This window comes from Haloferax sp. Atlit-10N, assembly GCF_003586325.1.
Classification (GTDB): domain Archaea; phylum Halobacteriota; class Halobacteria; order Halobacteriales; family Haloferacaceae; genus Haloferax; species Haloferax prahovense.
Genome location: NZ_PSYX01000002.1, coordinates 718059 through 730677, shown reverse-complemented (window position 1 = coordinate 730677; position 12619 = coordinate 718059). Strand labels below are relative to the sequence as shown.

Annotated in this window: 11 protein-coding genes and 2 pseudogenes; 8 read left to right on the top strand and 5 right to left on the bottom strand. The window is 67.2% G+C overall.

Translation table 11 applies throughout. The features are described 5' to 3' along the window. Window positions 1–115: pseudogene (locus tag C5B91_RS10645) on the top strand (IS630 family transposase); the annotation flags it as partial. 8 nt (window positions 116–123) lie between these two features. Here the strand turns inward: C5B91_RS10645 and C5B91_RS10640 are convergent. After that, a pseudogene (locus C5B91_RS10640) lies at window positions 124–678 on the bottom strand (ABC transporter substrate-binding protein); the annotation flags it as partial. Window positions 679–877: 199 nt separating this feature from the next. On the opposite strand from C5B91_RS10640, the gene C5B91_RS10635 reads away from it, so the two are divergent. After that, a complete protein-coding gene (locus C5B91_RS10635; RefSeq protein ID WP_008095516.1) occupies window positions 878–1516 on the top strand; it encodes a hypothetical protein in 639 nt (212 codons plus the stop codon). Window positions 1517–1668: 152 nt separating this feature from the next. After that, window positions 1669–2376, top strand: a complete 708-nt coding sequence (locus C5B91_RS10630) for a hypothetical protein (RefSeq protein WP_115819540.1) — start codon at window positions 1669–1671, stop codon at window positions 2374–2376. A gap of 35 nt (window positions 2377–2411) precedes the next feature. Here the strand turns inward: C5B91_RS10630 and C5B91_RS10625 are convergent, their stop codons facing one another. Both C5B91_RS10625 and C5B91_RS10620 read right to left on the bottom strand, forming a co-directional pair. Next, window positions 2412–4670: an NADP-dependent malic enzyme gene (locus C5B91_RS10625; RefSeq protein WP_049967675.1), complete on the bottom strand. Its 2259-nt coding sequence runs from the start codon at window positions 4668–4670 to the stop codon at window positions 2412–2414. 131 nt (window positions 4671–4801) lie between these two features. After that, window positions 4802–5908, bottom strand: coding sequence for a Xaa-Pro peptidase family protein (locus tag C5B91_RS10620; protein WP_008095520.1), 1107 nt, complete (start codon window positions 5906–5908; stop codon window positions 4802–4804). Between the two features lie 222 nt (window positions 5909–6130). Between C5B91_RS10620 and C5B91_RS10615 the strand changes: the two genes are divergently transcribed. From C5B91_RS10615 to C5B91_RS10595, 5 genes are all read left to right on the top strand, one after another. Further along, the gene (locus C5B91_RS10615) at window positions 6131–6922 is read left to right on the top strand and encodes a COX15/CtaA family protein (RefSeq protein ID WP_008095522.1); all 792 of its coding nucleotides are present in this window, start codon (window positions 6131–6133) and stop codon (window positions 6920–6922) included. 266 nt (window positions 6923–7188) lie between these two features. Continuing rightward, window positions 7189–8001 carry a basic amino acid ABC transporter substrate-binding protein gene (locus C5B91_RS10610; RefSeq protein ID WP_008095523.1) on the top strand — a complete coding sequence of 271 codons (813 nt, stop codon included), beginning with the start codon at window positions 7189–7191 and terminating at the stop codon, window positions 7999–8001. A 49-nt stretch (window positions 8002–8050) separates the two neighbouring features. After that, window positions 8051–8884 carry an amino acid ABC transporter permease gene (locus tag C5B91_RS10605; protein ID WP_004975207.1) on the top strand — a complete coding sequence of 278 codons (834 nt, stop codon included), beginning with the start codon at window positions 8051–8053 and terminating at the stop codon, window positions 8882–8884. Further along, window positions 8881–9609, top strand: a complete 729-nt coding sequence (locus C5B91_RS10600; RefSeq protein ID WP_008095525.1) for an amino acid ABC transporter ATP-binding protein — start codon at window positions 8881–8883, stop codon at window positions 9607–9609. Before C5B91_RS10605 ends, C5B91_RS10600 begins: the two co-directional genes overlap by 4 nt. A gap of 70 nt (window positions 9610–9679) precedes the next feature. Next, complete coding sequence (locus tag C5B91_RS10595; RefSeq protein WP_049967673.1) at window positions 9680–9913, top strand: hypothetical protein; 234 nt, start codon at window positions 9680–9682, stop codon at window positions 9911–9913. 35 nt (window positions 9914–9948) lie between these two features. On the opposite strand, the gene C5B91_RS10590 is transcribed toward C5B91_RS10595, so the two are convergent. Together C5B91_RS10590 and C5B91_RS10585 are read right to left on the bottom strand one after the other, a co-directional pair. Beyond that, the gene (locus C5B91_RS10590; RefSeq protein ID WP_115819541.1) at window positions 9949–11010 is read right to left on the bottom strand and encodes a zinc-dependent alcohol dehydrogenase family protein; all 1062 of its coding nucleotides are present in this window, start codon (window positions 11008–11010) and stop codon (window positions 9949–9951) included. Window positions 11011–11097: 87 nt separating this feature from the next. After that, a complete protein-coding gene (locus C5B91_RS10585) occupies window positions 11098–12561 on the bottom strand; it encodes a replication factor C large subunit (protein ID WP_115819542.1) in 1464 nt (487 codons plus the stop codon). Window positions 12562–12619: the final 58 nt, after the last annotated feature.

Here is a 12619-nt window from a genome sequence, read left to right as displayed (position 1 = left end):
ACAGCTTCAAGCAGCGTTGAGCAACCGATTTTTCGACTCACTTGACGAGTTAACGACAGCGATAGACGCCGCTCTTGACCAGCTTTCGGTCCCAAAAGTGAGTAATTACTTCTAACGAATACTATAGGTTGCGAACTCGGAGAACACGATGGGGTTGAGCGAGGAGTTGTTGACCTTGACGGCGTTCTCGCCCTCGATGACTTCCGCGCCGGCGACGCCGGCGAGTTGGTCGCTCTGCGGACTGGCGAAGCCCACCTCCTCGTCGACGACGCGGTTGATGCTGTACGCGACGTCTTCGGGGGTGAGTTCGTCGCCGTTGTGGAACGTGACGTCCTCGCGGAGGTCGAATCGGACCGCATTCTCCCCGTCGATGCGCTCGTAGTTCGTCCCCAGCGCGGTCTGAATCGACCCCGCCGCGTCGCGGGTCAGGACGCCCTCGTACGCGTGGAGGACGACGATGTCCGTCGTCGTCTCGCGGTGGTCGTGGGGGTCGAGGCCGGAGGGCATCTGGCCCTGCGTGATGGTCACGTCGAACGAACCGCTGTCCTCGGTCGTCGTCGTTTCGGTGGTCTCGGTCTCCTCGCCGCCGGTCGTCGTCGTTTCGGTGGTCTCGGTCTCCTCGCCGCCGCCACCGGAGCAGCCCGCGAGCGCCGCCGACGCCGCCGCGCCGCCTGCCAACTTCATGTACGACCGCCGACTAATGTGTGAATTGGTATCAGCCATCGAAGGTAGATTGCGTCGGTCGTTCTTATATCCATTGCCTGTGATTCGGCCCCCGCATAGCGTTCTGCCCATATATTGTGCACAGTTATGCTCCCGAGTCATCACCCCCCGAACACGGGGTACGTTTATTAGGGACTATCGCCGAACGATTCGTATGGCCGTGACCGGCCGTCCCACACTTCGGGACTTGTTCGACGAGTCGCCGACGCCCCACATCGCACACCCGCCGCGCACGCACCAACGACACTTCTACGTCGCGACGGACGGGTCGTACCGCCCGAACGGCGGCGGACTCGGTGCGGTGATAGAGACCCGCGACGGCGAGCGAGTCGCCCGTATCGCGCTCCCAGACGTGCCGCCGGACAACAACGTCTCGGAGTATCGCGCGCTCCATCTCGGATTGGACGTGCTCGCCAATCGCGCGCCGCCGGGCGCTCGCGTCGGCGTCCTCGTCGACCACGACGACCTCGCCGCGAACGTCAACAACGCGGTGCTCGCCGGCGACCATCCCGACTGGAAGTCGCCGAAGCGCATCGTCGTTCCCGCCGGCAGCGAACACCACTGGCGGGGGATTCAGGCCCGCATCGCCGGGTTCGAAGAGCTTCGCGCCGCGCGAATCGATAGCCGCGAGAACCCCGCGCACCCGCTGGCGAACGCGCCGGGGGAGTACGAACACGTCAACCGGCGGCCCGACCGCTGCGTGCTCCCCGACCCGCCGGAGTTCGAGGCGGACTCCGGCACGGACGTGAGCTATCTCCCGCCCTCGCGGTTCGAGGGACGCGCGAGCGACTGAGCGCGAGGCGTCGACGACGACCCGTTCGCCCCGCCCATCCGGTGGGCCGCCGAGCGCGAGCGGTCCCACCCGTCTCGCCCTACCGTCGCCCTGCCGACTGCCGGTCACTTCATCGTCAAAAAGTTGACAACGCGGAGCGACGACGCTATCGCATGGACTCCGCGGAGACCGTCGACGCGTTCGACCCCCGGCGACGCGGGCTCTCGCCGCTCGGCGCGGCCGCGAGACGCCACGCACGCCAACTCGCCGCCATCAGCCTCTTGACGGCCGGTTTCGTCTTCGCCGCCGTCCGGGACCCCGGAACCCTGTCACCGGCCGCCGGCGTCTCACCGACCGCCGGTGTTTCGACGGATGTCGTTACCGCCGGCGACCCGACCTTGCTCGTTCGCCTCGAACTGGGCGTGCTCGCCGGCCTCCTCGCCGCCGGCGCCTCGCTCGTGTTTCTCGCCGACCGCGACCCCGCAGTCGATATCCGCGCCGCGTGGGGCTGGTTCGCGCTCGCCGCCGCGGGGTTCCTCGTCGGAACCGCCGCCGCGCGTCAGGTCGCGCCCGCGCTCTTCGACCTCTTGGTCGAATGGGGTCGCGTGGCCGCCGGCTCGCGCCAGTCGGCGCTCGAACTCGAACTGTTCTTCCCGGCCGCGGTCGGCGGCGGCGCGGCCGTCGCCCCGCTCTTGCTCGGATTACGCCGCGCCGGCGCGCTCTCTCGTCGACTCGCCGGTGGGACGAGAGGGCTGTCGCTCCTCTGTCTCGTCGCCTTCGCCGCGTGCTTCTCGCCGCCGGATTCGGCGACGTTCGCGCTCTACGCGGCCCCGTCGGCGCTCGGGCTGGGCGTCGCCGTCGCGTGGGTCGAGTTCGGGTGAACGACTCGCCGAAAAAGCAGAACCGAGGTCGTCAGTTACTCTTCTTCTTGCGCGTCCACGACTGCCGTCGCCGCCAGATTGACGATGTCTTTGACTTCGTCGCCGCGCTGGAGGACGTGGACCGGCTTGTCCATGCCGACGAGCATCGGGCCGATTGCCTCCGCGCCGCCGAGGCGCTGGAGGAGCTTGTAACCGATGTTACCCGCTTCGAGGTTCGGGAACACGAGCAGGTTCGCGGGGTCGTCGAGCTCCGCGAAGTCGTAGGTGCCTTCGAGGATGTCCTCGACGAGGGCGGTGTCGGCCTGCATCTCGCCGTCCACCGGGAAGTCAACGGCGGGGTCGTCCTGCAGGAGCGCCGCGGCGTCGCGGGGCTTGCGCGTCCCCTCGTTCGTGACGCTGCCGAAGTTGGAGTACGAGAGCAGCGCCGCGCGGGGTTCGACGTTGAACTGGCGGGCCAGCTCCGCCGTGTGCTTCGTGATTTCCGCGAGAATCTCCTCGTCGGGGTCGAGGTTGACCGTCGTGTCGGCGCAGAAGACGACGCGGTTCTTGAACGTCATCATGTAGACACCGGCCGCGTAGTTGGCGTCGTCGGCCGTGCCGATAATCTGGAGCGGCGGGCGAAGTGCGGAGGGGTAGTGGTGAGTCAGCCCCGTCAGCATCGCGTCCGCGTCGCCGACCTCGACCATGACGCTGGCGAAGTAGTTCGAGTCGCGGCGGACGAGTTCCTCCGCTTCGGACTTCGTGATTCCTTTGCGCTGGCGAAGCTCGTAGAGGCGGTCGACGTAGTGGTCCCACTCGCCGTCGCGGGGGTTGGCGATGGTCGGGTCGAAGTCGAGACCCAACTCCTCCGCCTTGCGCAGAATCGTCGTCGTCTTCCCGACGAGGATGGGCTCGGCGATGCCCTCCTCCTGCATCTGGTAGGCGGCGCGAATCATCTTCTCGTTGGAGCCCTCGGCGAGGGCGACCCGCTTGGGGTGCGACTTCGCCTTGTTGAGGACGACGCGCATCATCTCGCGGGACTTCCCGAGACGCGCTTCGAGGCGCTCGCGGTACGCGTTCATGTCGAGGCGCTTGCGGGCCGCACCGGAGGTCATCGCCGCCTGCGCGACCGCGGGTGCGACTTCGAACAGCACGCGGGGGTCGAGCGGTTTGGGAATGACGTAGTCGGCACCGAACTGGAGCGGGTGGTCGCCGTAGGCCTTGACGACCGCGTCGGGCACGTCCTGCCGGGCGAGTTCGGCGAGCGCCTCGGCGGCCGCGCGCTTCATCGCCTCGTTAATCTCGGTGGCGCGCACGTCGAGCGCGCCGCGGAAGATGAACGGGAAGCCGAGGACGTTGTTGACTTGGTTCGGGTAGTCGGAGCGCCCGGTCGCCATGATGACGGTGTCCTCGCGGGCCTCTTTCGCGTCCTCGTAGGTGATTTCGGGGTCCGGGTTCGCCATCGCGAAGATGACGGGGTTGTCGGCCATCGACCGCACCATCTCCTGACTGACGATGCCGCCGACCGAGAGCCCAGCGAACACGTCCGCGCCCTCCATGGCGTCCGACAGCGAGCCCTCGTCGACCGGCTGTGCGAACTCGGCTTTGTACTTGTTGACGTCGCCCGCCTCGACGCGCGACTCGGTGATGATGCCCGTGGAGTCGCACATCGTGATGTTCTCCTTTTTCGCGCCGAGGGAGACGTAGAACCGCGCCGTCGCGAGCGCTGACGCGCCCGCGCCGGAGAAGACGATTTCGAGGTCGTCGAGGTCCTTGTCCACGATGTCGGCGGCGTTGAGGAGCGCCGCACCGGAGATGATGGCCGTGCCGTGCTGGTCGTCGTGGAACACGGGGATGTCCATCTGTTCGCGGAGCTGTCGTTCGATTTCGAAGCACTCCGGGGCCTTGATGTCCTCTAAGTTGATGCCGCCGAACGTCGGCTCCATCGCCTTCGTGGCCGCCACGAAGTCGTCCACGTCGGTGATGTCGAGTTCGACGTCGAACACGTCGATGTCGGCGAAGCGCTTGAACAGCACGCCCTTACCCTCCATTACCGGCTTCGACGCCTGCGCCCCGATGTCCCCCAGCCCGAGGACGGCGGAGCCGTTCGAGACGACGCCGACGAGGTTGCCCTTCGCCGTGTACTCGTAGGCGGCGTCTTCGTCCTCCGCGATGTCGAGACACGGCGCGGCCACGCCCGGCGAGTACGCCAGGCTCAGGTCGCGCTGCGTGTTCGTCGGCTTCGTCGTCGCAATCTCGATTTTTCCGGGTGGGTCTTGTCTGTGATATTCCCGTGAGTCGTCGTCCAGTCCCATGACCCACACGTCCTCACGCAGGGGGCAAAAAGCTATTCAACAACGTCGAATTTTGACTTCGACAATAGTCGAACACTCACCGGACGGCGGCGAGGTCGGGACGGTGAATCGACGCCGTCGCGCTCGAAAAATTACTCCGTTTCGATGTGAAGAATTTCCGGGCGTTCGAGTTCGATGGTCTCCTCGGCGTCGGTCACGGTCCTGGTCGGCCAGCGACCGGTCGTGGTCAGCACTTCGACGCCCTCGTCGGTGACGAGCGCCGTGTCCTCGCTTTTCGCCCCCTGGATGGTCGGGTTGTAGGCGTAGCCCATCGGCGCGTGGACCTCGTCGTCGGCGTCGGGCGTGGCGAACCACTCGCGGCCGGCGAACCCGGCCGCGCCGCCCTGGTGGTGGTTCAGCCACTCCTCGGACTCGCCGACCGAGTCGTAGGCGTCGCGGATGGCGTCGAACACGTCGCCGGCGGTTCCGCCTTCCACGGCGGCCTCTCGGGTCGCCGCCAGCGCCTCCGTCTCGACCTGCATCGCTCCTTCGTGGCGGGTTTCGAGCCACTCGGGCGCGTCGAACGCGACGGTTCGCGTGCAACTCGCGTAGAGGCCGCCGCGCTGGGCCGTCACGGAGACGAGCGCGTAGTCGCCGAGTTCCTCCTGTTTGGGCGTGTAGTGGCGGTACTTCTGGGCCCGCCGCCCGCTGCCGACGAGGACAACCGGCGCTTCGATGCCCATCGCGCTGAGCGTGACTTTCAGGCCGGAGGCGACCTCGTGTTCCGTGTCACCCGGTTCGAGTTCGCGACAGACCCGCTCGACGGCGCTCGCCGCGTCGCGGCCGAGTTCGCGGTAGGCCTCGATGTCGGCGTCGGAAAGCGGCTGGCGAACGGCCGCGGCGTCCACGTTCTCGAAGCCGGGCACGTCGAAGTCGGCGGCGGCGGGGGTCGGCGAGACCGCCTCGACGCCGGACGCCAGCGAGCCTTCGTACCACTGGAAGCGGTGGACGCGAACGTCCTCGTGGGGTACTTCCTCGTGGAGCAGGCGCTCCGCTTCGATGTTGTCTGTCACGACGTGGAACTCGTCGCCGTCGTAGCCGGCGGCGGCGACGCCCAAAGGCGAGTCGCGGTCGACGACGTTGTCGCCGCCGAGGAGCCACGCGAAGGAGTTCGGTCGGGCGAACCAGACCGCTTCGAGGCCGTTGTCGTCGAGGTAGCCATCGAGTCGGTCCGCTCGGGATTCGAGTCGCTCGTCCATGTTCGCGGGTCCAACCGAACCGACTTGAATGGGACGGCTCGGACAAGTGGGACGAAGCCCGTCGGGTCGTCCGGGGCCGGCCGGTTCCGACTGGTGCCAGCCGTGGGACTTCGTTCCGGGCTGACGCCTTCGAGGACCATACCGACGAAATATAAGTTCGCGCGGTCCTGAGCCACGCGTATGACACCTCGGCTTCGCCGCCTCCTCACGGGGGCCGCCGCGATGACCGGCGTCCTGATGGTCCTCGGCGTGTACACCGCCGCCTCGGGGGCCGGCCTCACCTGCGCCGGGCGCTGGCCGTTCTGCGACGGCTTCCTCGGCCTGTTCCCGGCCAACTGGGGCAGCTTCATCGAGTGGTTCCACCGCCTCGTCGCCATGCTCACCGGCTTCCTCATCCTCGGGACGACCGTGCAGGCGTGGCGCGAGGGCGTCGCGAAAGGCGTCCGCTACGCGCTCGTCGTCGCCACGGTCATCCTCCCGTTCCAAATCGTCCTCGGGGCGCTCACCGTCACCGAGTACGAGTGGGTCATCCTCACCGCCCACTACGTGGTCGCGACGTCCATCTTCACCGCCGTCGTCGCCGCCGCGGCGTGGGGGCTCGTCGACCGCGGCATCCCCCGCATCGCCGACGCGGTCAGACTGGCGCTCGTCGGCGCGCCCGTCATGCTCGTCCTCGCGCCCCACGCGTTCGTCTCCTTTGGCCCGACGACGCAAGCGGTCTACTACGTCGTCGGCCTCGCCACCTACGCCGCGCTCCTCGCGGTCACCCTCTGGGCGAACACCGCCCACGGCCCGCGAGCGGACGCCTACGGTCGGCTCAGATTCGTCACCGCGCCCGCGAGCGTCGTGGTCGTCGCGCTCCTCATCGCCGGCCGGCAGGTGTACGGTCCGGCGCTCGAACTCGCCCACCTCGGCGGGACGGTCCTCGCGCTCGTCCTCGTCGTCGGCGCGGCGGTGCTCGTCCGCGGTGGGCTTCCGGTACCGCAGGCCGGCGCGACGAACGACGCGGACTGACGAGCGGACCGCAACCTGATTGGTCGTGCGCTCGCCCGCTTGTCGGAGCTGGCTTCAATACTCGCACTAATCGCGGCAAAAGTCACAACAGTATCGCCAGAAGTTGTACGGCAATCCGAGACCCACGAAGGGGCTGACTCCGTTTCGCGGTTGGAGATATATCCCACCCATCTACACAATTCCCGGATATTTTTCGTCAATATCGGAACGAATTGATGAACGGACCGAAGAAGTGTTATACGGGGCTGTGCTACCTGATGGCTGTTATGGAACGTCGTACCTTTCTGAAGGGCTCCGCCGGGGCCGCGGCCGCGTTCACGCTGGCCGGCTGTCTCGGCGGCGGCGGCAGCGGTAGCGAGACGATTACCATCGGCTCGGACATCCCGTACCGTCCGTTCGAGTACGAGACGACCGAGGGCGAACTCGTCGGCTTCGACGTCGACATCGCGGAGGCGGTCTTCTCAGAGGAACTCGGCTACGAACACGAGTTCCAGAAGACGAGCTTCGACAGCATCATCCCCTCGCTCAACAACGGGAACTTCCGCGTCATCATGTCCGCGATGACAATCACGGAGGACCGCGCGGAGCAGATCGACTTCTCGGACCCGTACTTCACCGCGTACCAGACGGTCATCGTCCTCAACCAGAGCGACATCTCCTCGAAGGAGGACCTCCGGGGCGTCACCGTCGGCGTCCAGAAGGGGACGACCGGCGAGAGCGCCGCGACCAGCCTCAAAGAGGAGTTCGGCGGCGACCTGACGATTCAGAGCTACGACCAGGTGACCGGCGCGTTCGACGCGCTCCGGAACAACCAGGTCAGCGCCGTCGTCAACGACAACACCGTCAACGCCGCGTTCGTCGAGCAGAGCGACAACGTCCGGTTCCTCGAGGGGGCCGGTGCCGCCGAAGAACAGGGCAAGGAGAACGCCCCGCCGTACCTCACCCTCACCGTCGAGGAGTACGGCATCGGCTTCCGGCAGGACGACGACGACCTCCGCGAGGAGGTCAACGGCGCGCTGGAGACCATCCGCGACAACGGGACGTACGACGAGATCTACTCGGAGTACTTCTCCGGATAATTCGACCAGGACGCGTTTTTTTATCCCACTACCGTGAGAAATACTACCAATGGCTGAATCTTACTCCGAGGGACGAACCGGCGACGGTGAGTACCAAGAGCAGTTTTTGAACGACAAAACGCTCAGACGACTGGGCGCGGCCATCGCGGGGCTATTCACGCTCGGAGTCGGCGGATTCATCGCGGCGATTATCTTCACCCAGGTCGATTTCGAACTCTTCGTGGAGATCATCCACCCGCAGTTCGTCAACGCGTTCCTGCGAGTGCTCGCCATCATCCTCGTCGGGAGTCTGTTGTCCGTTACCGCGGGCATCTTCGTCGGACTCGGTCGGGTGTCGAACACGGGGTTCACGAACGCCGTCGCGACCGCCTACGTCGAGTTCTTCCGCGGGACGCCGCTTCTGTTCCAGTTGCTCGTCATCTACGTCGGGATTCCGGCGTTCTGGCCGCCGGGGCAGTTCCCTATCTCCAACTGGCAGTACCCTACAGCCATCATCGGGCTGACGCTCAACCACGCCGCCTACGTCGGCGAGGCCGTCCGCGGCGGCATCGACGCCGTCCCGGAGGGACAGATGGAGGCCGCCCGCTCGCTCGGGATGTCCTACGTGCAGGGCATGCGCGAGGTCGTCCTGCCGCAGGCGTGGCGCAACGCGCTCGCCGCCATCGGCAACGACCAGGTCATCCTCGTGAAGGACACCTCGCTCCTGACGGTCATCGCCGTTCCGGAACTCATCAGCGCGTTTCGCAACGTCAACTCGACCACGTTCGACCCGTGGACGCCGATTATCCTCGTCGCCATCGCCTATCTCATGATTACGGTTCCGCTCGGCAAAATCGTCAGCTACCTCGAAGCCCGCTCGGACTGGGGGGGTGACCGCCGATGAGTCTCCTCGAATTCGACGAGGTTGACAAGTACTTCGGCGAGACGCACGTCCTGAAAGACGTCGACCTCGACGTCGAAGAGGGCGAAGTGTGCGTCATCATCGGCCCCTCGGGGTCCGGGAAATCGACGCTCCTCCGCTGTGCGAACCGCCTCGAAGAGATTCAGGACGGCGAGATTCGACTTGAAGGCCAGTCCATCTCCGCGGCCGACGCGGACATCAATCGCCTGCGCCAGCGAATCGGCATGGTGTTCCAGAGCTTCAACCTCTTTCCGCACAAGACGGCGCGGGAGAACGTGACGCTCGCCCCGACGAAGGTCAAGGGTCTCAAGAAAGGCGACGCCGAGCGCCGCGCCGACGAACTGCTCGACCGCGTCGGCCTCCGCGCGCAGTCGAACTCCTACCCGAACCAACTCTCCGGCGGCCAGCAACAGCGCGTCGCCATCGCCCGCGCCCTCGCGATGGACCCGCACGTGATGCTGTTCGACGAGGTCACGAGCGCCCTCGACCCCGAACTCGTCGGGGAGGTGCTCGACGTGATGCACGACCTCGCCGAGGAGGGGATGACGATGCTCGTCGTCACCCACGAGATGGGCTTCGCCCGCGAGGTCGGCGACCGCATCGTCCTCATGGCCGACGGCCAAGTCGTCGAGGACTCGCCGCCCGAGGTGTTCTTCGAGAACCCGAAGACCGACCGCGGCAAGCAGTTCCTCTCGAAACTGCTCTGAGCCGGGGTAGCCGGGCACACACCCGGATTCATCCAACAAGCTTATCCCCCGAAACGCCGCTTGCTGCGGCATGAACTACGCTCCCCGCGAATTCAGTCACGAACCGCCCGATTGCGAACACACCAAGACCGTTCTCTTCTGTCAGACCTGCGGTCGCGCCGCCGGTATCGACGAGTGGCCCGAACAGGTGCGCGACGGCCGTGCGGTCCGACTCGACTGCCCGGACTGCGGCGAGGTCGTCTGGCGCGGACTGGCCGACGACGAGTCGTCAGAAAAACGTCGGGCGCCGACGCCGACGCCCTGAGCGGGCAACGGGCATCCGAACCGACGACCGCTGTTTTACGGAACCATCACTTCGACGCCGACGGTGTCGTAGTCGGTCATCGCGGCCAACCGCCCGGGAACCTCGTCGAGCGAGACGGTCTTCGTCACGAGCGACCCGGGGTCGACCGCGTCCGACGCGAGCAGCGAGAGCAGGTCGTCCGCGCTCGTCGGCGGCATCCCGCGCGCCCCGAGGAACGACACCTCGTGTCTCGTCATCCAGTCGGTCGGCAGCGACACGTTCCCCTTTTCGGCCTCGGTCGTCAGCCCGACTTGCACGTGCGAGCCCCGCGGCCGGACCGACCGAACCGAGTTTCGGCAGGTCTCCGCAACGCCGAGCGCGTCGAGCGAGACGTGCGCCCCGCCGTCGGTCAGCCCCCGGATGGCGTCGACGGGGTCTTCCGCCGAGCCGTTGACCACGGCGTCGGCTCCGAGGTCGGTCGCGGCGTCCAGCGCGGAATCGCGTACGTCGACCGCGACCACGCGCGCCCCGAGGACGTTCGCCACCTGAATCGCCGACAGGCCGACGCCGCCGCAGCCGTGGACGGCGACCCACTGGCCCGCGCGGAGGCCGGCGCGGGCGTCGAGGGCGTTGTAGGCGGTCATGAACCGACAGCCGAGCGCGGCCACGTCGGTCGGCGAGACGCTCTCGGGGAGCCGAATCGCGTTGTAATCGGCGGAGGGGAGATGCACCAAGTCGGCGAACGCGCCCTGCGCGGAGAGTTCGAAGCCGAGGGCGTTGGGGTGGTCGCCCGTGCAGACGTTGCCGTGGCCGGTCCGGCAGTAGCCGCACGAACCGCACGCGAGGTTGAACGGCAAGGCGACGCGGTCGCCCTCCGCAATTGTCTCGACGCCCTCGCCGACTTCGACGACGCGGCCCGCGGGCTCGTGGCCGAGAATCTGTCCGGACGGAACGGCGTCGTTTGCCCACTCGCCGTGGCCCATCCACGAGTGCCAGTCGCTCCGGCAGATGCCGCAGGCCTCGACCTCGACGACGACGCCGTCGGAGTCGCACGTCGGGTCGGGGACTTCGGTCACGTCGAGCGGTTCACCGTGTTCGCGGAGGACTGCGGCTCTCATACGCGCGGTTCGTCGGGCGACCTGAAAAAGCTCCGCGTGGCGTCAATCTCGGGCGTCGGTGCGGCGGAGACGAGACGGCTGGCCCGCTCAGAAGAAGTCGTCGAGGCCGGACTGTCCGTCGTCGGTCGACGCGTCGGTCTCGTCGCTCTCGGCCGACTCGTCGACGTCGGCGTCCCGGTCGAGCACGTCGTCGGAGCCGCCACCATCGCCGTCGGCGGCCGCGGCGTCGCCCTCGATGGCCACGTCCTCCATCCCGGCGAACGCGCCGCCGGCGTGTGCTTCGACCAGTTCCTCGCGGAGTTCGCCGGCGTCCTCGACGATGGACTGGACCTTGTTCGTCGTCTCGCCGCTCCCGGTGACGAAAGAGACGTGGGACTCGTCGAACTCGTAGTAGGCGGCCGTGGCCACGGTCAGCTCGCGGGGCTTGCAGTGGTGGGTGATAGCCGAGAGGTACGGAAGGACCTCGCGACGGGCGGTCGCCATGCTGAAGCCACCTTGCTCCGCGATTTTCCGGACGACGGTGTCGCGGGTCTTGTCGCGGGTCGAGCGGTAGGGTGCGCCGCCGTAGCGCGTCCACCCGCCGCGGGTCCGGTCGCGGGAGGCCGCGACGCCGGCGGCGAGGTTGTCGGTCGCGTAGCGCCAGTAGGAGTAGTTCTGCGTGGCGCGGACGCGGCCGAGCCAGCGGTCGGCGTTGGCGAGGAAGTCGTAGGCGCGGGCGAGTTCGTCGGGTTCGTAGACGAGCGAGACCTTGTCCTCGACCCACTTCGTGAGGTCGTCGGGCGTCTCGTCCACGTCGTAGGCGGTGTAGAGCGCCTCCTGTGCGGACTTTTCCTTGAGGACGGCGTCGAGGAACTCGAACAGGCCGACAGAGCGGTCGCGGTCGCCCATGACCACGTCCTCCTCGGTGATTTTCTCGCGGCCCTCGGCGATGGCCTGCAGGTCGTTGACGGCCGACCGGAGGTCGCCGCTGTTCATCTCGGCGATGCGGTCGAGGGCGTCGGACTCGAACTCCAGTCCCTCCTTGCGGCAGATGTCGCGGAGGACGGGGACGATAGAGCGGGCGGACACGTCGCGGAACTCGATTTCCTGACAGGCGTTCCGAAGCCCGCGGCTCATGTCGTAGAACTCGTTGGCGATGAGGACGATGGGCTGGCTCGACGACTTGACGAGGCGGGTGACGGCGCTGGCTCCGCCGCGGTCGTAGTTGCCGTGGATGTTGTCGGCCTCGTCGAGGATGACCAACTGCCGGGTGGACGTGCCCGCGGAGGAACCGGCGAGCGTCGCGTTCTTGGCGGCGCGGCCGGCGAAGCGTTCGATGACGTCGCCGGTCCGCTGGTCCGACGCGTTCAGCTCGACCGTCTCCCAGCCCATGTCGGCGGCGAGCGCGTGGGCCGCGGAGGTCTTTCCGATGCCCGGGCTCCCGTGGACGACGACGGCCTCCCGGTGGTCGTCCCACGTCTTGGCCCACTCCGCGAGGGCGTCGCGGGCCTTGTTGTTGCCGCGGACCTCGGAGAGCGTCGATGGGCGGTACTTCTCCGTCCAGTCTACCATTACCGGAAGGAGGACCGAGGCGCGTTTAGTGGTTGCGGAGCGCCGCGCACTGGTCGGA